The sequence below is a fragment of the Achromobacter spanius genome (assembly GCF_002812705.1).
In the GTDB taxonomy this organism is placed as follows: domain Bacteria; phylum Pseudomonadota; class Gammaproteobacteria; order Burkholderiales; family Burkholderiaceae_B; genus Achromobacter; species Achromobacter spanius.
The window spans coordinates 5197069-5217077 of record NZ_CP025030.1 but is presented as its reverse complement, the minus strand read 5'-3'; the positions used below and the strand labels follow the sequence as shown (position 1 = coordinate 5217077).

Sequence of the window (20009 nt, the reverse complement as noted above, 5' to 3'; positions counted from 1 at the left end):
CTTGCATTGCGTACTTGCGGCTTTTTGCACACCCCGGGAGGCGTCATGTTGAGGCCCGACAAAATTCAGGGCAGCTCAGAAAACTCTCTATTCTAACGTTTCTTGGCCAAGTCTGCGCAAAATCTGGCCAGATTTTCAGCCAGGTCGGGCAGGGCGGCCTGCTTGGCGTCCCAGTCGCGGGCGGCCGTGGCCCAGGCGTGCCAGGCATCCGGCGCCAGCGCCGCAGCGGCCGCCGCGATGGTTTGTTCGCCTTGCGGCGCGTTCCAGGCGCGGATCAGCGACTGCGCGGATTCCGGGGCCGGATAGCGGGCTAGCCAGGCTTCAAGCTTTTCCAGGTGCGTGTTCTGATCTTGCGGGTAAATCTGCCACACCAGCGGCCGCGCCGCCCAGGCGGCACGGACGAACGAGTCTTCACCACGCACGAAGTTCAGGTCCGACAACCACAGCACGCGGTCGAAATCCGGCTGGGCCACAAAGGGCAGGCGGGCCAGCAACGGGGTGCCGGGCGCCGCGCAGGCGGCTTCCAGGCCCGGCGCGATGCCTACGGGCGCCAGCAGCACGCTGGGCCGCGAGTCAGCCGCCAGGGCACTGACCAACGCCTGCACCGGCGCCGTGGGATAGCAGAACAGGCTGACCGTGCGCGCCCCGTCGCGGCGGCGCGAGAGCACGGCGTCGTCCACGCCCAGCGCGCGCAAAAAATCGTTTTGCAGATCGATCGACGCTTGCAGCGCGTCGCGTTCCGCGCTCAAGCCCGGTTCGCGCAGCAGGCCGCCCGTGGCGGCGGTGAATCCGGGAAAGAAAAAGTGCTTCACCAGCCCATCAGGCCGCTGCGAAGGCAGGCCGTGGCAGCTTTCCACCCAGGCTTCGGCGCTTAAATATTCCAGGTTGATCCAGGCCGGGTGCGCTTGGCGCATGCTTTGCAGGAAGGCGTCCGGGGGATCGCAGGCGAAGGCCTCGATGACGACATCGCGCGCGCCCAGGGTGGGGTCGGAGGTCTCGGACCAGTGCACGACATCCACCCCCGCGCAGCGCTGCCGCGCGGCGTGGTCGGCTATGCCGGGTTGGATGCGCGCGAAACTGGTCAGGTCGTCCACCCACAAGCGGATATCCCAGCCAAAACCCTGAGACAGCCGGCGGGCCAGCCGCCAGCACACGCCGATGTCGCCATAGTTATCGACGACCCGGCAGAAAATATCCGCTTGCATGGACGTTTAGTGGAACTTGGCCGGCGCGGCTTCGGCGTCCTCGGGCAATTCGGCGTGTACCAATTCGCCCAGCGGATTCGGGAAGTAGGGCGCGCCGCAATCTTCGCAATATTCCGCCGGCAGCACACCGGGGATACGGCGCATTTCGGTGACGCCGTATTCCTTCAGCAAGGCCGCGATTTCATCGACCACGTCGGGTTGGCCTTCGTCGGATGGAGTTTCTTCCTCGCGTCCATACAAGGGCCATACGCAGCCGTAATACACGTCATTGCTGTTGCGCGCCGTGAAGCTGACGCGGTATTCGTCGATGCGGTTTTCACCGCAGCCGGCCACCACCGCGCGCAGTTGCGAGGCTTCCAGGTTGACCGCGCCTTCCAGCCAACTGACGGCCGCGCGCAGCGACAGGGGGCGCACGCGCCGGTCGGCTTCGCGGTTGCTGACGTAGTAGGCGTCCGGCAACAGGGCTTCGAAGCCGCAGCCGGGCAGCAGCGCGGCCAGGGTGGGTTGCGCCTGGGCGGCCCATTGTTCCTGGCAGGCGTCGCGCGTGGCGTCGGCTTCGCCCAGGCTTTCCTGCCAGCGGAAGATGGGCGCGTTTTCGGGCACGGCAACGGCGCCGATGATGTAGCGCGTGTCGGCCAGCATGTTGGCCGTTTCCACTTCGGTGTTCAGCGTGGGCTTGATGGCTTCGCCGCCCAGGGCTTGCGAGCCCAGGCGTTGCAGCCACTGCCAGGTTTCGCCGAAGGTGCGCGGCATCTGATCCACGCTGACCAGCATGGGCATCAACGCGGTGCGCGCCTGGCTGGACAGCACATGGCCGTGCAACTGCGCCAGCAGCGCCTGCTGGGCGCTGGCGGAAACGGGGCCGGTGGGGATGGTGTAGCGGGTCCACGCGACAATTGGCGCGACGATCAGCAACACGTCGTGCACGACGCCGTCTTTCTCCATCTTCATCGACTCGGACAGCGTTTCCGCCTGTTCGATCAAGACTTCGTAGGCGCCTATGTCGCTTTGCGCGAGGTGGTCCAGGGCCGCTTCCAGCGGGGCGTCCTGCCCAGCCTTGAGCAGCTTGGGAATCGCTTCGCCAAGCTGGTTCTCCCAGAACACGTCTTCAACGCGGCTGCCCGAACGGTTAAGCGCTTGGGACAGCGCCACCAGGCGGGTGGCGTCGCGGGTCATGCGGGGAGCGGATTGGCTGCGGGATCGGGCCATAACTTCGAGGGACGTCCAGTAAGTGTGTAACGACGTAGTTTAACGCCCGCCGCGCGCGTCGGCGTGGCTGCTAGGGTTTGCAAGGGCAGGGGCGGTTGGGCCTGGCGGCGGCGTGGCGGTTCTGTATTGATGCCGGATTGGCAACAGAGCATCCCCGCCGTAAGGGTTTATTGCTGATCGGAAACGTTCGAAAATCTGGGCATCGACTTAATTCCTGGAGGCTTCGCCATGCGTTGGCCCACGTTATTCGTTTCCCACGGTTCGCCCATGCTGGCCGTTGAACCCGGGCTGACCGGCCCCGTGCTGGCGGCCTGGAGTCAGGCCCAGGGCCGCAAGCCGCGCGGCATCCTGGTGGTGTCGCCGCATTGGATGGGCGAAGGCCTGGCGCTATCCACGCGCGACCAGCAAGTGGCCTGGCACGACTTTGGCGGCTTTCCGCCTGAGCTCTATACGCTGGAATATGCGGCGCCCGGGTCGCCCGAACTGGCCGCGCGCGTGCAAACGCTGCTGGCTGAATCGGGCATCACCGCCGACCGCGACCCGCGCCGCCCGCTGGACCATGGCGCCTGGGTGCCGTTGCGTTACTTGTATCCCGATGTCGACGTGCCGGTGGTGCAACTGTCGCTGGACATGGGCCGCGACGCCGCGGGCCAGTTGGCGCTGGGACGCGCCCTGGCGCCGCTGCGCGACGAGGGCATCCTGATCATCGGCTCGGGGTCGTTGACGCACAATCTGCGCCATGTGCGCATGCCGCAAGACGCGCCGGCGGCGCCCTATGTGCCCGAGTTTCAGGACTGGTACGCGCGCAATCTGGCCGATCACAACGTGCCGGCGCTGCTGGACTGGCAGGCGCGGGCGCCGGGCGCAGCGCAGGCCCATCCGCATGACGATCACCTGATGCCGCTGTATGTGGCGCTGGGCGCGGGCGGTGCGTCGGCCACGCGCTTGAATGACGAGATCTCGTACAGCGCGCTGGCCATGGACGCCTATCAGTTCGACGACTGACCCGCTAAGTGCATGGACAGTAAAAAGCCCCGAGGCCGCAAGGCTTCGGGGCTTTCGCATTGCGCCGCCGAGAGGGGGGCGCAAGCGGGTGGCGGGGTCAGGCCGCCAGCAGTTGGCGCAGCACGAAGGGCAGGATGCCGCCGTGCAGGTAGTAATCGACCTCGATCGGCGTGTCGATGCGCAGCAGCACCGTCACGTCCTGCTTCGAACCGTCCTTGCGGGTGATCGTCAGCGTCACGTCCTGCATCGGCTTGATGCCGTTTTCCAGGCCCGAGATGTCGTAGGTTTCTTCGCCGGTGATGCCCAGCGACTCCACGCTGTCAGCGCCCTTGAATTGCAGCGGCAGCACGCCCATGCCCACCAGGTTGCTGCGGTGGATGCGTTCAAAGCTGCGGGTGATCACGGCTTTCACGCCCAGCAGTTGCGTGCCCTTGGCCGCCCAGTCGCGCGACGAGCCAGTGCCGTATTCTTCGCCGCCGAACACCACGGTGGGGGTGCCCTGCGCCACGTACTTCATGGCCGCGTCGTAGATGGACATCTGTTCGCCGGTGGGCTGGAACAGGGTTTCGCCGCCTTCGAAGCGGCTGCCGTCCGGCAGCGACGGGATCATCAGGTTCTTGATGCGCACGTTGGCGAAGGTGCCGCGCATCATGATTTCGTGGTTGCCGCGACGCGAGCCGTAGCTGTTGAAATCGGCCTTCATGACGCCGTTTTCCTTCAGCCATTTGCCGGCCGGCGAGGTTTCCTTGATGGAACCCGCGGGCGAGATGTGGTCGGTAGTGACCGAATCACCAAACACGCCCAGCGCGCGCGCGCCCTTGACGGTGGGCATCGCGGCCGGCGTCATGTCGAAGCCTTCGAAGAAGGGCGGTTCGGCAATGTAGGTGGAGTCGGGCCAGTTGTAGGTGTCGCCGGCCACGCCCTTGATGTTCTCCCACAGCTTGCCGGGGTTGCTCTTGACCTGGCCGTAGTTGGCCTCGAACACCTTCGGGTCCAGCGCGTGCTTCATCAGCGCTTCGACTTCTTCGGACGTGGGCCAGATGTCGCCCAGCCAGACGTCGCCGTTCTTGCCCTTGCCAACCGGTTCGGTCATCAGGTCGCGCGTGACGGTGCCGGCCAGCGCGTAGGCCACCACCAGCGGGGGCGAGGCCAGGAAGTTCGCCTTGATGTTCGGGTGGATGCGCGCTTCAAAGTTGCGGTTGCCGGACAGCACCGCCGAGCAGACCAGGTCATTGCCGGTGATGGCTTCGTTCAGGTCGGGCGTCAGGTCGCCGGCGTTGCCGATGCAGGTGGTGCAGCCGTAGGCGGCCACGTCAAAGCCCAGCTTTTCCAGGTAGGGCAACAGGCCCGTCTTGGTCAGGTAGTCGGTGACCACGCGCGATCCAGGGGCCAGCGACGTCTTGATGTGCTTGGGCACTTTCAAGCCGGCTTCCACGGCCTTCTTGGCCAACAGGCCAGCGGCCAGCAGCACGTTCGGGTTCGACGTGTTGGTGCAGGACGTGATGGCGGCAATCAGGATGTCGCCGTTCTTGATCTTGGTGCCGGTGCTGGTGGTGAAGGTCTGGGCCAGCTTTTCGGCCGGCTGGTTGAAGCCGTTTTCGGCGACCGGCTTGGAGAACAGGTCGATGAACGTGTTCTTGACGTTGCCGATTTCGATGCGGTCTTGCGGGCGCTTCGGGCCGGCCAGCGACGGCGCCACGGTGGACAGGTCCAGCGTCAGCAGCTTGGTGAAGTTGATGTCTTGGGCGGCGGGGATGCCGAACATCTTCTGCGCCTTGAAGTAGGCTTCGAAGGCGGCGATTTCGTCTTCGGTGCGACCGGTGCCACGGAAGTAGTCGATGGTGCGTTCGTCAACCGGGAAGAAGCCCATGGTGGCGCCGTATTCCGGCGCCATGTTGCCGATGGTGGCGCGTTCGGCCACGGTCAGGCTGGCGGTGCCTTCGCCGCAGAATTCAACGAACTTGCCCACCACCTTTTCACGGCGCAGCATTTCGGTAATGGTCAGCACCAGGTCGGTGGCGGTGACGCCGCCGCGCAATTGGCCCTTGAGTTCAACGCCAACCACATCGGGCGTCAGGAAATACACGGGCTGGCCCAGCATGCCGGCTTCGGCTTCGATGCCGCCCACGCCCCAGCCCACCACGCCAATGCCGTTGATCATCGTGGTGTGGCTGTCGGTGCCCACCAGAGAATCGGGGTAATAGACGTTGTTTTTCTTGTCCTGGTGCACGCCGCGCGCCAGGTATTCCAGGTTGACCTGGTGGACGATGCCAAAGCCCGGGGGCACGACGCCGAAGGTGTCAAACGCCTGCATGCCCCACTTCATGAACTGGTAGCGCTCTTGGTTGCGCTTGAACTCAAGCTTCATGTTCAGGTCCAGCGCATTCTTGGTGCCGAAGTAGTCGATCATGACCGAGTGGTCGACGACCAGGTCAACCGGCACCAGCGGTTCAATGCTCTTGGGGCTCTTGCCCATCTTGTCGGCCACCGAACGCATGGCCGCGATATCGGCCAGCAGCGGCACGCCGGTGAAGTCCTGCAGCACGACCCGCGCCACGACGAAGGGGATTTCGTCTTCGCGGCGGGCATTGGCCTGCCAGTTGGCGAGCTGCTTGACGTGTTCTTCCGTGACCTTCTTGCCATCACAGTTGCGCAGCACGGATTCCAGCACGATGCGGATCGATACCGGGAGCCGCTGCACATCGATGCCGAGGGACTTGCCCAGCGCCGGCAGCGAATAGTACTGACAGGATTTATTGCCGATCTTGAAATTCTTGAGAGTGTCTAGGGTGTTGTGCGGCATGATGGACTCCGTGGTTTTGCCCGGCTGTGTTCGCCCAAGCGCAGGCGGCATTTTCTGGCGTTTTTGCGCGTTTGTCATTGTAGGGGACACAAGCCCGCGCGCGGCCGTATGTCTTATATCTTATATAAGACTTGGGTCGCACGTCAAAGTTCAAGCCCAAGTCCAGTCAGGTCCCGTTCAGCGACTGCAAAACCCCTACTTTGGCGGACAAGGACCAAGCCCGCAAGACCCCGTGGTTTTACCAGGGTTGTCCTACAGCGGCGTGGCGGCAGGCGCGGCCCGGGAAGAGGGCGTCCGGATCAGTTCAGGTAGCCGCGCAGCAACGGCTCCAGTTCCCGCTTCAGGAAGGCGACCAGGGCGCGTTGGGCGGTCGACGGATAGGGCGTGGGCGAGGTCAGGATGAACAGCTTGTCGCCGGGGCCTTCTGCCCGGTAGGCCGGCAGCACTTCACGCAGCCGCTGCGATTCCAGGTCGGGTTGCACGATGTAGGCGGGTAGTAATGCGATGCCCGCGCCGTCGCGCGCGGCCTGGGCCAGAAAAGGGAAATATTCGGATTGCAGCCGGGGCGCCAGCTTGGCTTCATAGGTTTGCCCCTTGCGGCTCAAACGCAGCGTGGTCTGCGGCTTGGGGCCGGGCGGGCACAGGAAGTCGAACCGGCTCAGGTCGCGCGGGTGCGCGGGCATGCCCACGCGCTGCAAATAATCGGGGGCGGCGCACAAATGCCATTTCACGTCGCCCAGCTCGCGGGCCACGTAGTCTTGCGGGGGCTGCGAAATCACCCGCAACGCCACGTCGATCTCTGACGAAATCAGATCGCTGACGCGGTTGGAAAACAGAACCCGCAGGCTCAGGCTGGGATGCTCCAGCGCAAAACGCACCAGCAGGGGGCGCAGCGCGTCCAGTTCGCCCAGGCCGGTGGGCAAGGACAAGCGGACGTGGCCGGTGGGTTCCGCGCCCAGCTTCTGCAAGGCATGTCGCGCCGATTCCACCTCGCGCGCCATGCGCGCCCCATGTTCGTACAGCACCGTGCCCTGCTGCGTCAGTTCCAGGCGGCGCGTGGTGCGCCGGATCAGCTGCGCGCCGAACGCGCGTTCCAGCTTTTGCAGGTTGCGGCTGACGTGCGACCGCGTCACCCCTTGGCGCATGGCCGCTTCGCTTAGCGTGCCCGCCTCGACGATGGTCACGAATAGCTGGATCAGGTTCAGGTCTAGCGCGGGCAAGGCGGACATGGCTGTCTTGGATTGTTGCCTCTGAGGAAACAGAGTTTACTCAGGCTGAAGGATTGTCGCGCCATTGGCGCGTTGATAATCTGCTTCCCACACCGCATTGCGATCAGATAAAGGAGACAAACCATGGTGCAAAGCATGTTCCGCGCGGACCTGTTCCGCGGCCAGCGCATCCTCGTCACGGGGGGCGGCACGGGGCTGGGGCTGGCCATGGCCGAACAATTGGCCTCGCTGGGCGCCACCGTGCATTTGTGTGGCCGCCGCCAGGCCGTGGTGGAAGAAGCCGCTGCCGGGCTACGCGCCAAGTACGGCACCCATGCCTACGCGCATGCGGTCGACATCCGCGACGCCGACGCGGTGGACGCCATGGTTGAAGGCATCTGGACCACGCATGGCGGGCTGGATGGCCTGATCAACAACGCAGCGGGCAACTTCATCAGCCCCACCGAAAAATTGTCGGCGCGCGGTTTCAACGCCATTGCCGACACCGTGTTTCGGGGCACCTTCTACATGACGCAGGCGGTGGGCAAGCGCTGGATTGCGTCCGACACACGCGGCGCGGTGGTGTCGATTGTGGTGACCTGGGTATGGACCGGGTCGCCGTTCGTGGTGCCCTCGGCCATGTCCAAGGCCGGCATCGACGCCATGACCAAATCGCTGGCGGTGGAGTGGGGCAGGCATGGCATCCGCTTGAACGCCATTGCGCCGGGGGTTATTCCCACCGAAGGCGCGACGGCGCGCTTGCGCCCCAATGGCGACGGCCAGGACGCCCTGACGCAACAGAACCCCATGCGGCGACTGGGCACCGGCCATGACATCGGCGAACTGGCGGCCTTTCTGCTGGGGCCGGGCAACGATTGGATCAACGGCCAGACAATTGCGCTGGACGGGGGCGATTACCTGGCCAACGGCGCCTACTTCAAGCAGTACTTCGACTGGTCAGACGACGACTGGGCGGCCGCCCGCGCCGCCATCGAAGCGCGCACCGCGCAAGACAAGGCGCAACGCGCGGGGAAGCCGGCATGACGGCACGCATCATTGCCGGGGACGTGAGCCTGACGCGCGATGCGCTGGTGGCCCGGGGCGAGCAGGTTGCGGCGGGCCTGGCGGCGATGGGCGTGCGCGAAGGCGACGTCATCGCCGTGCTGCTGCGCAACGGCATGCCGTACCTGGAAATCATCCAGGCCTGCAAACGGCTGGGTTGTTATTACTGCCCCATCAACTGGCATTACACGGCTGACGAGGTGGCGTTCCTGGTAGCCGACAGCGGCGCCAAGGTGTTGATCGCCGAGGACGATCTGTGGCGTCAGGTGCACGCCGCCTTGCCTACCGGCCTGCCCGCGCTGCGGGTCGCGGGAAATGGCGATGCGGTGGCCGCCGCGCGCAGCGAAGACGGTGGATGCGGCGATGGTGGCAGTGGCAACGGCAATAGCAACGGTGGCAACGGTAGTGGCGATAGCGCCGACTACAACGCCTGGCGCAACGCACAGCCCCGCTACGACGGCCCCGTGGTCGCCCCGCGCGGCCACATGGCGTACACCTCGGGCACGACCGGCCGGCCCAAGGGCGTGGTGCGCCAGCCGTTCCCGGTAGACCGCCTGGCCGAACATCTGGCGGCGGTGGAGTCCGTGGTGGAACAGGCCTACGGCCTGCGGCCGGGCTGCCGCGCGCTGCTGCCGGCGCCGATCTACCACAGCGCGCCCAGCGTCTTCGCCCAGGTGGCCCTGCGCGTGTGCGACACGCTGGTGCTGACGGCGCGGTTCGACCCGCTTGAAGTCTTGCGCCTGATCGAGCAGCACCGCATCGACACCGTCTATCTCGTGCCCATCATGTATGTGCGCTTGCTGAAGCTGGATGCGCGCACGCGGGCGTCGTTCGACCTGTCCTCCCTGCGCTTCGTGGCGTCGACGGGCGCGCCCTGCGCGCCCGAACTCAAGCGCGCGATGATCGATTGGCTGGGGCCGGTCATCCATGAAACCTATGCGTCCAGCGAAGCGGGCATGGTGACCGTGATTGACTCGCACGAGGCGCTGGCCAAGCCCGGCAGCGCGGGGCGGCCGATCGGGCCGGCGCAAGTGCGCGTTTACGGCGACGACGGCCGCGTCTGCGCGCCCGGCGAAGTCGGCCGCATCTACGTGCGGCAGCCCGCCTACGCCGACTTCACCTACCGCAACCATCCCGAAGCCCGCCTGGCGGTGGAAACCGACGGGCTGATCGGCCTGGGCGACCTGGGCTATGTCGACGAAGACGGCTACCTGTTCGTGTGCGACCGGGAATCAGACCTGGTGATCTCGGGCGGCGTGAACATCTATCCCGCCGAAATCGAACACCACCTGACCCAGTACCCGGGCGTGGCCGACTGCGCTGTGTTTGGCGTGCCGGACGCGGAATTCGGCGAACGTTTGCTGGGGCTGATCCAGCCTGCGCCAGACAGCGACATCGACGTGCAGGACCTGATGCAATGGCTGTCCATGCGCATCGCCCGCTACAAGGTGCCGCGCGAACTGTTGCTGCGCCCGGTGCTACCGCGTGACGATAACGGCAAGATCGCCAAGCGCCGCTTGCGCGCCGAGTTTTGGGAGGGCCAGGCGCGCAAGGTATAAGCGCCGGGCCGCCAGGCTGCACCGCCCGTATGCCGGGCAACACCACGATAGACGTCAAAAAAATCAGAGTCGCCACAGACTCGGGAGACAAGCATGTTGAAGATGAATCGTTGGATCGGCCGCGCCGCGGCCGCGATGTGGGTTTGCGCGGCCGCCGCGTCGCCTGCGGTGGCGGCGTTTCCCGACCGGCCGTTGAAGCTGGTCGTGCCGTACACGCCGGGCGGCGCGGCCGACCAGTTGTCGCGCGTGCTGGCCGAGCGCCTGTCGCGTGAACTGGCGCAGCCCGTCGTGGTTGAAAACAAGCCAGGCGCCAATACGATGATCGCCGCCACGCAGGTGGCGCGTTCGCAGCCCGACGGCTACACCTTGTTCCTGGCCAGCAACGCCAGCATGGTGCTGAACCCGATGCTCTATCAGAGGATCGCCTACGACGCGGCGCGCGACTTCAGCGTGCTGTCCGTCGTGGCCGAACTGCCGCTGGTGGTGGTGGCCAACAATGAAGTGCCGGCCGCCACGCTGGCGCAATTCGTTGGCGTGGCCAAGGCGCGTCCCGGCAAGCTGAATTACGCCTCGGTCGGCGTCGGCAACCCGCTGCAATTGGCGACGGAGCTGCTGAAATCGCGCACCGGCATGGACGTGGCGCACATTCCGTACAACGGCAGCGCGCCCGCGCTCAGTTCGCTGATGGCCAATGACACGCAGTTGATGGTCGACGTGATCAGCACGTCGCTGCCGCTGGTTAAGGAAGGCAAGATCAAGGCCCTGGCGGTGACCACGGCTGAACGCCTGCCGGTGCTGCCCGACGTGCCCACGGTGGCCGAAAGCGGCTTCCCTGGCTTTCGCGCAGCCACGTGGTTTGGGGTTGCGGTGCCGGCGGAAACCCCGGCGGCCGAGGCTGGCGCCCTGCGGGACGCGGTGGCCAAGGTGATGCGCCAGCCGGATTTCCGGGAACGCTTTCAGGCCTTGGGGCTGGTGATCCAGGCGCCGCGCGATCAGGCCGAGACCGAACGCTACGTGGCGGAAGACCGCGAGCGCTGGGGCGAGGTGATCCGGGCGAACCACATCAAGCTGGACTGAGCAGGGCGCGTCACGCCAACAGGCCTCGCCACATCAGCAGGTCGCGTCACATCAGCAGACCGCGTCACCCCAGCAGGGCGGGCAGTTCGGCCGCCGCCACTTCCAGGAAGCGGCGCAAGGCCAGGGGCTCGCCCCGGCGCGCGGGCATGATGGCGTAGATGCGCGACGGCGCGACCCGCCAGCCCGGCAGTATCTCGACCAGCTCGCCCTTGGCCAGCATGTTGGCGCACAGGTAGTGCGGTATCAACGCCGCGCCCAGCCCCGTGCGCACCATGGAACGCAGCGTTGCCATATTGCTGCTCAGGCAACGCGGTTGAAACGCAAGCGACGCCGTTTCCCCGGCCGGGCCGGTAAAGCGCCAGGTGTGCAGATTGTCTTGCGTGGCATGCGCCAGGAGCGGCAGCGCCGCCAGGTCGCGCGGATGGCGGGGCCGCGCCGCCTGGGCCAGCGCCGGCGCGCCGACCAGCGTCAGGGGCACCAGCGCCAGCTCGCGCCCGATCAGCCGCGAATCGGTCAGCGGCGTACCCATGGCGCGAAACGCCAGGTCATAGCCTTCGCCCACCAGGTCGATGATCTCGTCGCGCGTGTCCAACAGCACGCGCACACCGGGGTGCGCCAGGCAGAAGCGCGCCACCATATCGCCCAGCAGCGTGACCGCCAGCGGCGAGGGCGCGGTGATGCGCAACAGGCCGCTGGGCGTGTCGCCCATGGAAGCCGCCAGGTCGAACGCGATGCGGGCTTCGCGGGCCACGGCCTGGGCATGCACGTATATCTGCTCGCCCATCGGGGTCAGCGACACCCGCCGGGTGTTGCGATGAAGCAGCCGCACGCCCAGGCGCGCCTCCAGTTCGGCCACGCGCCGGCTGAGCTTGGACCGCTGCATGTTCAACACGCGCGCGGCAGCCGAGAAGCCGCCTTTGGCGACGACTTCGCTGAACAGCAGCAGATCGTCAAGGTGATACGGGTGCGAGGGCATGGGCGGGGAGGGGCGCGTAGATCGTGGGACGGGAGCGGATTGTCCTGCGTGGCAGGACAACTATTCCTGAAATTGGCCTCTACTGTCCGCCAGGTGGAACGCATAAGCTTCGGCACCCGCAAGCGTTATCCGAATCAGGCAGCAGTTTTTGACTATCCATCTCAGCAATGTCGTCGCGAGCCAGCCGCAACCGGCCGGCGATTCCTGCACGATCCGTTCGTTTTGCCACGCCGATTTTTCCTGCGGCGCTTCCCGGGGGGCTTCTCGGGTTTCTTCGCCGGTTTCCTCCCCATTGTTCAGGGTGGACCATTTCGCCATGACCGCGTCGGCCACCGTGCTGCCGTCCTTGCAGGACGCGTACGCCGGCCTGGGCGTGGCAACGCTGCTGCTGGAGGATTGCCGGGGCGGTATGCAAAGCCTGGGCGGTAACTGCGAGGACCATGAGATGCAGGCCGGGGATCTGCACTGGACGCGGGAGGATGCCGGCGTCATCCGGACGCGGGCAGCGGATGGAATTGCCCAGAACGCCGAGGTCCGCTTGAACGGCTTGCGCATGGTGATGGGCTTGCCTGGCTCGCTTGAATCCCAAGCCGAATCACAAGCCGAATCACAACCCCAAGCTGAACCCCAGCCTTTGCCCGCCACGCCGACGCTGCTGCGTGGCTGGGAGATGCCGGTGATAAAGACCGATGCCGGCCGCGTCCGGGTGGTGGCGGGTAGCCATGCCGGTTCGCAGTCGCCCCTGGCCACTCCCACGCCCATGACCATCCTGGACGCCTGGCTGCGCCCCGGTGCAACCCAGTTGGTGCCGCTGGCGCCAGGCTGGAACGCCTGGATCTACGCGGTGTCCGGCGCGCTTGGCGTGCGTGCCAGGCATCGTCGGATCGGGGCGCCGCCGTTGCCCCGGCAAGTGGCAGGCGACCCGGACTTCGCGGTGCTGGACGCGGGCTCGGCGCTGGTCGCGTCTGCCTCGGCCGATGACGAGGAAGGCGTGCTGGTCTTGATGGCGGGCAGGGCGCCCGCGCACTTCGTGCTGGTCGGCAGCCTGTGCAGTGCGGTCAGCGCGCCGTCGGCGGTAAAGCCCAGTCGTCGCGGCGCCAAGCCGCTCGCGGCTTAACCCTGCGGCTATCAGGGATGTCTGTTGTGTGACGGCAACGTCAATAAAAGCAAAAAATGGGGAAATATTGAGAATGATTATCGGTTTGATAACATTTGCGACTCAAGACCTCAAGACCCCCTTGGTGAACGGGCTCGGTCAGGGCCTGATGGCAGGCTTTCGCGGTAGTGCCCACTGATAAGCCGTTTTCCGTGCGTGACCCAATCGGGATTGTGTGTTTTTTTGCGCGGCGACGCGCCCCACCTTCCTCTCTTGATCCCGATATGAAAATTCGAACTCTCGCTTGCGTGGCCGCAACGCTGCCATGCATGGGCGTCGTCCATGCGCAAACCGCCACCCCTGTCCAAGCGCAGCCCGCCACCGACAGCGGCTCCGTGGTGTCGATGCAAGCCATCAAGGTAGAGGCCAGCGCCGACGCATCGGCCGGCGGCCTGGCCCCGGCGTTCGCGGGCGGGCAGGTGGCGACAGGCGGCCGGGTGGGCGTGCTGGGCACGCTGGACAACCTGAGCGCGCCGTTCAGCATCACCAGCTACACGAACGAGCTGATCCAGGACAAGCAGGCCCGCAGCGTGGGCGATGTCTTGCAGAACGATTCGGGCGTGCGCGTGGCGCGCGGTTTCGGTAATTTCCAAGAGTCCTACTTCATTCGCGGCTTCATCCTCAGTTCGGACGACGTGGCCTACAACGGCCTGTACAGCCTGCTGCCGCGCCAGTACATCGCCACCGAACTGTTCGAGCGCGTGGAAGTGCTGCGCGGCGCAACGGCTTTCCTGACGGGCGCCACGCCCGGCGGCGGCGGCATCGGCGGCGTGATCAACCTGGTGCCCAAGCGCGCGCCGAACGAGCCGCTGACCCGCGTGACCACCGGCGTTGCCAGCGGCGGCCAGTTCCAGATCTCTACCGACATCGCCCGCCGCTTTGGCCCGGACGACAGCACCGGCATCCGCCTGAACGCCGCGCAACGCAGCGGCGACACGGGCATCGATGATGAACATTCGCGCACCAGCCTGGTGTCGCTGGGCCTGGATTGGCGGTCTGCGGATACGCGCCTGTCGGCGGATATCGGCTGGCAGGAAAACAAGCTGAAGCGCGCGAGGCCGAATGTGACGATGGGCTCGGGCGTGACCACAGTACCCGACGCGCCGGACGCAAGCTCCAACTACGCGCAGCCGTGGTCGTATTCGAATGAACGTGACGTGTTCGGCACCGTGCGCGCGGAACACGACTTCAGCGACAAGCTGACCGGCTGGGCCGCGTATGGCTTCCGCCGCAGCGACGAAGCCAACTCGCTGGGCAACGTGACGCTGACGAACGGCAGCACCGGCGCGGGTAATTTCTACCGCTTCGACAACACCCGTGAAGACAGCGTCAACACGGGCGAGTTCGGCCTGCGCGCCAAAGTGCGTACCGGCCCGGTCGGCCACGAGATCGTCGCGTCCGCTTCCTTCTTCGATTTGAAGAAGAAGAACGCCTACATCATGGATTTCGGGAATACCTACCCCACGAATATCTATGACCCGATCTCCTACGACAAGCCCGCCTTCAGCGCGACGGCATTGCGCGGCAACGATATTGACAACCCCGCATTGCAAGGACGCACGCGGATGAGCAGCTACGCCCTGGGCGACACCATGTCGTTCCTGGACGACAAGGTGCTGCTGACCCTGGGCATCCGCCATCAACGCTTGTCGCAGCGTGATTACGCCTACAACACGGGCAATGAAAGCGGCGCCTACGACGCCAGCCATAACTCGCCGGCTGCCGGTATCGTCTTCAAGGTGGCGCCCAGCGTTTCGCTGTATGCCAACTACATCGAAGCATTGGTCGCGGGTCCGACCGCGCCCGCGAACGCCAACGGCAGGCCGGTGCCTAACGTCGGCCAAAGCTTGCAGCCGTACGTGTCCAAGCAAAAAGAAATTGGCGTGAAGTACGAAGGCGACGGCCTGGGCGCCGGCCTGGCCTTGTTCTCCACGGACAAGCCGCGCGCGATGTACAACGCCAACAACGAGCTGACCACGTCGGGCAAAGACCGCCACCAAGGCGTGGAACTGACCGTGTACGGTGAACCCATCAAGAGCGTGCGTGTGCTGGGCGGCTTGACGTGGCTGGATGCCGAGCAACGCTCGACCGGCACGGCTTCGCTGGACGGTAACCGCGTGATCGGCGTGCCGCGCTTCCAGGCCAACATGGGCGTGGAATGGGACATCCCCGGCGTGCAAGGCCTGGCGGTGGACGGCCGCATGGTCTACACCGGCTCGTCCTATGCCAACGACGCCAACACGCTCAAAGTCCCCGGCTGGACCCGCTTTGACGCCGGCGTGCGCTACATGACAGACGTAGGCGGCCATCTGGTCACCCTGCGCGCCCGCGTGGAAAACATCGCCAACCGCAACTACTGGTCTTCGGTGGGCGGCTACCCCGGCAACGGCTACCTGGTGCTCGGTGGCCCGCGCACGTTCTTGCTTTCGGCAAGCATGGACTTCTGATCGAGGCGGCCGGCTTCGGCCGGCATACCAAAAACAAATCCCGGCACGAAGCCGGGATTTGTTTTTGGGGATAAGAAAATCAACAGCGGATCACGCTGCTTCCTGAATCGTCATCTGCACGTGCAGGCCCGCAGCAGTCGCCATATTGACCAGCGCATCCAACGCAAACAGGTTGATCTTCCCGCGCATGAGATCCGACACGCGCGGCTGCGTGACGCCCAGCAGTTGCGCCGCTTGTTGCTGGCTCATTTCAGAACGAGCGATGTGATTTTTCAGCGCCACCATCAGTTCGGAGCGCAGTTTCATGTTTTCAGCTTCGGCGGGAGTGTCTTCAATGGCATCCCACACGCTGGTGAATTGTTGCTTGCTCATTGGCCTAGCTCCTTCAACAGTTCGCGGTATCGCTTGGCAGCCAGATCCAGGTAGGTTTTTCCTGTCTTCGCCGCCTTCTTTTGAAAGCAGTGCAAGACGTAGATGGATTTAGCAAACTTTGCGACGTATATCACGCGAAACGCACCCGACTCTTCCCGAAGCCTGATTTCGCGGACGCCGGGTCCGATCGTTGTCATGGGCTTCCAGTCGTCCGGCTCCAAGCCGCGCTGTACCTGATCTATCTGATGCCCCGCGTCGCGTCGTGCATGCAGTGGAAAGGCCCGCAGTTCGTCAAGTGCCATACCCAAAAAGGTGACGAGTTTGAGGACTCTCATGCGGCGATTATACAAATTTTTGTATAGAATTCAATGCCAGGGAGGCGGGCGCGTTTTCCTCACCAAAACCACCCCCCGCGCGTCAGATCCGCTTCGCAGCTTTTGTATTGCGACGTGAACTTCTCCGCGCGCGCCTTGACCTTCAGCGATACCGTTTTCAACCATGCCTTGCGGTCGTAGCTGCGGTTGCGGTAGCCCGTCCAGCCTTCGTGGTAGTTCAGGTATTGGGCGTACGCGTCCCATTTGGATACGCCGTTGATGCGCTGGCTTTTGCTCATGTACCAGCCCATGAAGTCCAGTGCGTCGGCGAAGTCGTCGCGGCTGGCGCCCCAGCTTCCGGCTTCGCGCTTGTAGTCGGCCCAGGTTTCGTCCTTGGCTTGCGCGTAGCCGTACGCGGAACTGACGCGGCCCCAGGGGATGAAGCCCAGGAAGTAGTAGCGGGGTGGCACGGCGTCCTGTTTGTAGGAGGACTCCTGATACATCATCGCCATGGGCACCGGCACGGGCGCGCCCCATTTCTTTTGCACCTTCAGGGCGGCGTCGTGCCAGTCCGGCTTTTCACGGAAGATCGCACAAATGTTCTCGGGGTTGGATGGCGGCGCCGTGGCGCAACCGGCAAGCGCCAGCAGTAGCAGCGGCGGCAGCAAAAGCCGGGTCATTGGCGGGCTTCCTCCTTCGGGTCATGGCGCGAACGGATCGCTGCGCCGGGGCAAGGGTCACAAAGTACCGCGATTGTATGAAAACGTATCGGGGGAAAAGTTTCCTGTTCGGACGCTTGCTTGGGCGTTAAGAGCGCCTTCCAAAACCCGCCCCAAAAGAAAACGGCCCCGGATTGCTCCGGGGCCGTCGTTCCTGCTGCAAGCAGGTCAAGACACCTGGCTAGCGTGCAAGGCTTACACCTCGATCACGTCCGCCACGTCCTTGTAGTCGGCGATCTTGTCGAAGTTCAGGTACTGATAGATCTGGTCGCTGCTCTTGTTGATGACGCCCATGTCCGTCATGTACTCGTCCTTGGTCGGGATGCGGCCCAGCTTCGAGCAGATGGCGGCAAGTTCTGCCGAACCCAGGTACACGTTCGTGTTCTTGCCCAGGCGGTTCGGGAAGTTGCGGGTGCTGGTCGACATGACGGTCGCGCCTTCGCGCACTTGTGCCTGGTTACCCATGCACAGCGAGCAGCCCGGCATTTCCGTGCGGGCGCCGGCGGTGCCGAAGACGCCGTAGTGGCCTTCCTCGGTCAACTGCGTGGCGTCCATCTTGGTGGGCGGGGCCACCCACAGCTTGACCGGGATGTCGCGCTTGCCTTCCAGCAGCTTGGATGCCGCGCGGAAGTGGCCGATGTTGGTCATGCAGCTGCCGATGAACACTTCGTCGATCTTGGCGCCGGCAACTTCCGACAGCGTCTTGACGTCGTCCGGGTCGTTCGGGCAGGCCACGATGGGCTCGTGCACGTCGGCCAGGTCGATCTCGATGACGGCGGCGTATTCGGCGTCGGCGTCCGGCTCCAGCAGCTTGGGGTCAGCCAGCCAGGCTTCCATGGCCTTGATGCGGCGGCCCAGCGTGCGTTCGTCTTCGTAGCCGTTGGCGATCATCCACTTCAACATCACGATGTTGCTGTTGATGTATTCGATGATCGGTTCCTTGTTCAGGAACACCGAGCAGCCGGCGGCCGAACGTTCAGCCGACGCATCCGACAGTTCGAAAGCTTGCTCGACCTTCAGGTCCGGCAGGCCTTCGATTTCCAGGATGCGACCCGAGAAGATGTTCTTCTTGCCTTGCTTGGCAACGGTCAGCAGGCCTTGCTTGATGGCGTACAGCGGGATGGCGTTGACCAGGTCGCGCAGGGTGACGCCGGGTTGCAGCTTGCCCTTGAAGCGGACCAGCACCGATTCCGGCATGTCCAGCGGCATCACGCCGGTGGCGGCGGCAAAGGCGACCAGGCCCGAACCGGCGGGGAACGAAATGCCGATCGGGAAGCGCGTATGCGAATCGCCGCCGGTGCCGACGGTGTCGGGCAACAGCATGCGGTTCAGCCACGAGTGGATCACGCCATCACCCGGACGCAGCGACACGCCGCCACGGGTGCTGATGAATTCCGGCAGCGTGTGGTGCGTCTTGACGTCCACGGGCTTGGGGTAGGCGGCGGTGTGGCAGAACGACTGCATCACGAGGTCAGCCGAGAAGCCCAGGCAAGCCAGGTCCTTCAGTTCGTCGCGGGTCATCGGGCCGGTGGTGTCCTGGCTGCCGACCGAGGTCATCTTCGGTTCGCAGTAGGTACCCGGGCGGATGCCCTTGCCGTCCGGCAGTCCGCACGCACGGCCAACCATCTTCTGGGCCAGCGTGTAACCCTTGCCGGTATCGACCGGGTCTTTGGGCAGGCGGAACAGCGTCGACGGGGCCAGGCCCAGTGCTTCGCGCGCCTTGCTGGTCAGGCCACGGCCGATGATCAGCGGAATGCGGCCACCGGCGCGCACTTCGTCGAACAGCACGTCGGACTTCACTTCGAATTCAGCGATGACTTCGCCGTTCTTCAGCGCCTTGCCTTCGTACGGGCGCAGTTCGACGACGTCGCCCATTTCCATCTTGGAAACGTCGAGCTCGATCGGCAGCGCGCCGGCGTCTTCCATCGTGTTGTAGAAGATCGGGGCAATCTTGTTGCCCAGGCACACGCCACCAAAGCGCTTGTTCGGCACGAAGGGAATGTCTTCGCCCGTGAACCACAGCACCGAGTTGGTGGCCGACTTGCGCGACGAACCCGTACCGACCACGTCGCCCACGTAGGCAACCAGGTGGCCTTGTTCCTTCAGCGATTCAATGAACTTGACCGGGCCGCGCTTGCCGTCTTCTTCCGGTTCGAACGCCGCGCCGTCGCGCTTGTTCTTCAGCATCGCCAGGGCGTGCATCGGGATGTCGGGGCGGGTGGTGGCGTCGGGCGCGGGCGACAGATCGTCGGTGTTGGTTTCGCCAGGCACCTTGAAGACGGTGATGGTCAGGCTTTCCGGCAGTTCCGGACGGCTGGTGAACCATTCGGCATCCGCCCAGCTTTGCATCACGGACTTGGCGTTGGCGTTGCCCTTGTCGGCCTTTTCCTTCACGTCATGGAAGGCGTCGAACATCAACAGGGTCTTTTTCAGCGCATCGGCGGCGATGGTGCCGATTTCCGCATCGTCCAGCAGGTCGACCAGCGGGCCAATGTTGTAGCCGCCGAGCATCGTGCCCAGCAGTTCCGTCGCCTTGGCACGGCTGATCAGCGCACAAGCTTCCTTGCCCAGCGCCACGGCGGCCAGGTAAGACGCCTTCACCTTGGCGGCATCGTCCACGCCGGCCGGCACACGGTGGGTCAGCAGTTCGACCAGATTCTGCTCCTCGCCAGCGGGCGGGTTCTTCAGCAGTTCGATCAGTTCGGCGGTTTGTTTAGCCGTCAGGGGCAGCGGGGGAATCCCCAGAGCCGCGCGTTCGGCAACGTGTTGGCGGTAGTTATCCAGCATGTGAGGCCTGCTCAAAAGTCGGGTTGGAAGAAGGGTTGTCGGGCGGAATTGTAGAGGCAACAGAAGGCGCTAGCAAATGTCTTATATCTTATATAAGACCTGAGCCGATA

Annotated in this window: 16 protein-coding genes; 6 read left to right on the top strand and 10 right to left on the bottom strand. The window is 64.7% G+C overall.

The features are described 5' to 3' along the window. Nucleotides 1–92 precede the first annotated feature (92 nt). Both earP and CVS48_RS23540 read right to left on the bottom strand, forming a co-directional pair. Nucleotides 93–1205, bottom strand: coding sequence for an elongation factor P maturation arginine rhamnosyltransferase EarP (gene earP, locus CVS48_RS23545; RefSeq protein ID WP_100856555.1), 1113 nt, complete (start codon nucleotides 1203–1205; stop codon nucleotides 93–95). A 6-nt stretch (nucleotides 1206–1211) separates the two neighbouring features. Continuing rightward, a complete protein-coding gene (locus CVS48_RS23540) occupies nucleotides 1212–2414 on the bottom strand; it encodes a DUF2863 family protein (protein WP_100856554.1) in 1203 nt (400 codons plus the stop codon). 228 nt (nucleotides 2415–2642) lie between these two features. On the opposite strand from CVS48_RS23540, the gene CVS48_RS23535 reads away from it, so the two are divergent. After that, complete coding sequence (locus tag CVS48_RS23535) at nucleotides 2643–3419, top strand: DODA-type extradiol aromatic ring-opening family dioxygenase (protein ID WP_167401047.1); 777 nt, start codon at nucleotides 2643–2645, stop codon at nucleotides 3417–3419. 97 nt (nucleotides 3420–3516) lie between these two features. Here the strand turns inward: CVS48_RS23535 and acnA are convergent, their stop codons facing one another. Further along, complete coding sequence (gene acnA / locus CVS48_RS23530) at nucleotides 3517–6222, bottom strand: aconitate hydratase AcnA (protein ID WP_100856552.1); 2706 nt, start codon at nucleotides 6220–6222, stop codon at nucleotides 3517–3519. A gap of 299 nt (nucleotides 6223–6521) precedes the next feature. Beyond that, complete coding sequence (locus CVS48_RS23525) at nucleotides 6522–7451, bottom strand: LysR family transcriptional regulator (RefSeq protein ID WP_100856551.1); 930 nt, start codon at nucleotides 7449–7451, stop codon at nucleotides 6522–6524. Nucleotides 7452–7586: 135 nt separating this feature from the next. On the opposite strand from CVS48_RS23525, the gene CVS48_RS23520 reads away from it, so the two are divergent. The 3 genes from CVS48_RS23520 to CVS48_RS23510 all read left to right on the top strand — a co-directional run bounded on the left by CVS48_RS23520 (nucleotide 7587) and on the right by CVS48_RS23510 (nucleotide 11128). Continuing rightward, nucleotides 7587–8474 (top strand): SDR family oxidoreductase, encoded by an 888-nt coding sequence (locus CVS48_RS23520; protein ID WP_100857826.1) that lies wholly within the window; start codon nucleotides 7587–7589, stop codon nucleotides 8472–8474. Continuing rightward, the gene (locus CVS48_RS23515) at nucleotides 8471–10051 is read left to right on the top strand and encodes an AMP-binding protein (protein WP_100856550.1); all 1581 of its coding nucleotides are present in this window, start codon (nucleotides 8471–8473) and stop codon (nucleotides 10049–10051) included. Before CVS48_RS23520 ends, CVS48_RS23515 begins: the two co-directional genes overlap by 4 nt. A gap of 93 nt (nucleotides 10052–10144) precedes the next feature. Continuing rightward, complete coding sequence (locus CVS48_RS23510) at nucleotides 10145–11128, top strand: Bug family tripartite tricarboxylate transporter substrate binding protein (RefSeq protein WP_100856549.1); 984 nt, start codon at nucleotides 10145–10147, stop codon at nucleotides 11126–11128. Between the two features lie 64 nt (nucleotides 11129–11192). Here the strand turns inward: CVS48_RS23510 and CVS48_RS23505 are convergent, their stop codons facing one another. Both CVS48_RS23505 and CVS48_RS29275 read right to left on the bottom strand, forming a co-directional pair. Beyond that, nucleotides 11193–12104 carry a LysR substrate-binding domain-containing protein gene (locus CVS48_RS23505; protein ID WP_100856548.1) on the bottom strand — a complete coding sequence of 304 codons (912 nt, stop codon included), beginning with the start codon at nucleotides 12102–12104 and terminating at the stop codon, nucleotides 11193–11195. 60 nt (nucleotides 12105–12164) lie between these two features. Next, nucleotides 12165–12422: a hypothetical protein gene (locus tag CVS48_RS29275; protein WP_126376294.1), complete on the bottom strand. Its 258-nt coding sequence runs from the start codon at nucleotides 12420–12422 to the stop codon at nucleotides 12165–12167. On the opposite strand from CVS48_RS29275, the gene CVS48_RS23500 reads away from it, so the two are divergent. Both CVS48_RS23500 and CVS48_RS23495 read left to right on the top strand, forming a co-directional pair. Continuing rightward, nucleotides 12421–13221: a pirin family protein gene (locus CVS48_RS23500; RefSeq protein ID WP_100856547.1), complete on the top strand. Its 801-nt coding sequence runs from the start codon at nucleotides 12421–12423 to the stop codon at nucleotides 13219–13221. The genes CVS48_RS29275 and CVS48_RS23500 overlap by 2 nt on opposite strands. Before the next feature lie 263 nt (nucleotides 13222–13484). Continuing rightward, on the top strand, nucleotides 13485–15707 hold the full coding sequence (locus tag CVS48_RS23495; RefSeq protein WP_100856546.1) for a TonB-dependent receptor: 2223 nt from the start codon (nucleotides 13485–13487) through the stop codon (nucleotides 15705–15707). A gap of 90 nt (nucleotides 15708–15797) precedes the next feature. Here the strand turns inward: CVS48_RS23495 and CVS48_RS23490 are convergent, their stop codons facing one another. The 4 genes from CVS48_RS23490 to acnB all read right to left on the bottom strand — a co-directional run bounded on the left by CVS48_RS23490 (nucleotide 15798) and on the right by acnB (nucleotide 19899). Continuing rightward, complete coding sequence (locus CVS48_RS23490; RefSeq protein ID WP_100856545.1) at nucleotides 15798–16079, bottom strand: helix-turn-helix domain-containing protein; 282 nt, start codon at nucleotides 16077–16079, stop codon at nucleotides 15798–15800. Beyond that, complete coding sequence (locus CVS48_RS23485; RefSeq protein WP_100856544.1) at nucleotides 16076–16414, bottom strand: type II toxin-antitoxin system RelE/ParE family toxin; 339 nt, start codon at nucleotides 16412–16414, stop codon at nucleotides 16076–16078. Before CVS48_RS23485 ends, CVS48_RS23490 begins: the two co-directional genes overlap by 4 nt. A gap of 59 nt (nucleotides 16415–16473) precedes the next feature. Beyond that, nucleotides 16474–17073, bottom strand: a complete 600-nt coding sequence (locus CVS48_RS23480) for a transglycosylase SLT domain-containing protein (protein WP_100856543.1) — start codon at nucleotides 17071–17073, stop codon at nucleotides 16474–16476. 234 nt (nucleotides 17074–17307) lie between these two features. Next, a complete protein-coding gene (gene acnB / locus CVS48_RS23475) occupies nucleotides 17308–19899 on the bottom strand; it encodes a bifunctional aconitate hydratase 2/2-methylisocitrate dehydratase (protein ID WP_100856542.1) in 2592 nt (863 codons plus the stop codon). Nucleotides 19900–20009: the final 110 nt, after the last annotated feature.

Bases quoted from the DNA above. Each gene is read 5' to 3' on its own strand.
- CVS48_RS29275 (WP_126376294.1), bottom strand. From the start codon at position 12,422: ATGGCGAAATGGTCCACCCTGAACAATGGGGAGGAAACCGGCGAAGAA.
- CVS48_RS23510 (WP_100856549.1), top strand. From the start codon at position 10,145: ATGTTGAAGATGAATCGTTGGATCGGCCGCGCCGCGGCCGCGATGTGG.
- CVS48_RS23500 (WP_100856547.1), top strand. From the start codon at position 12,421: ATGACCGCGTCGGCCACCGTGCTGCCGTCCTTGCAGGACGCGTACGCC.
- CVS48_RS23490 (WP_100856545.1), bottom strand. From the start codon at position 16,079: ATGAGCAAGCAACAATTCACCAGCGTGTGGGATGCCATTGAAGACACT.
- acnA (WP_100856552.1), bottom strand. From the start codon at position 6,222: ATGCCGCACAACACCCTAGACACTCTCAAGAATTTCAAGATCGGCAAT.
- CVS48_RS23525 (WP_100856551.1), bottom strand. From the start codon at position 7,451: ATGTCCGCCTTGCCCGCGCTAGACCTGAACCTGATCCAGCTATTCGTG.
- acnB (WP_100856542.1), bottom strand. From the start codon at position 19,899: ATGCTGGATAACTACCGCCAACACGTTGCCGAACGCGCGGCTCTGGGG.
- CVS48_RS23495 (WP_100856546.1), top strand. From the start codon at position 13,485: ATGAAAATTCGAACTCTCGCTTGCGTGGCCGCAACGCTGCCATGCATG.
- CVS48_RS23480 (WP_100856543.1), bottom strand. From the start codon at position 17,073: ATGACCCGGCTTTTGCTGCCGCCGCTGCTACTGCTGGCGCTTGCCGGT.
- CVS48_RS23535 (WP_167401047.1), top strand. From the start codon at position 2,643: ATGCGTTGGCCCACGTTATTCGTTTCCCACGGTTCGCCCATGCTGGCC.
- CVS48_RS23515 (WP_100856550.1), top strand. From the start codon at position 8,471: ATGACGGCACGCATCATTGCCGGGGACGTGAGCCTGACGCGCGATGCG.
- CVS48_RS23505 (WP_100856548.1), bottom strand. From the start codon at position 12,104: ATGCCCTCGCACCCGTATCACCTTGACGATCTGCTGCTGTTCAGCGAA.
- earP (WP_100856555.1), bottom strand. From the start codon at position 1,205: ATGCAAGCGGATATTTTCTGCCGGGTCGTCGATAACTATGGCGACATC.
- CVS48_RS23540 (WP_100856554.1), bottom strand. From the start codon at position 2,414: ATGGCCCGATCCCGCAGCCAATCCGCTCCCCGCATGACCCGCGACGCC.
- CVS48_RS23520 (WP_100857826.1), top strand. From the start codon at position 7,587: ATGTTCCGCGCGGACCTGTTCCGCGGCCAGCGCATCCTCGTCACGGGG.
- CVS48_RS23485 (WP_100856544.1), bottom strand. From the start codon at position 16,414: ATGAGAGTCCTCAAACTCGTCACCTTTTTGGGTATGGCACTTGACGAA.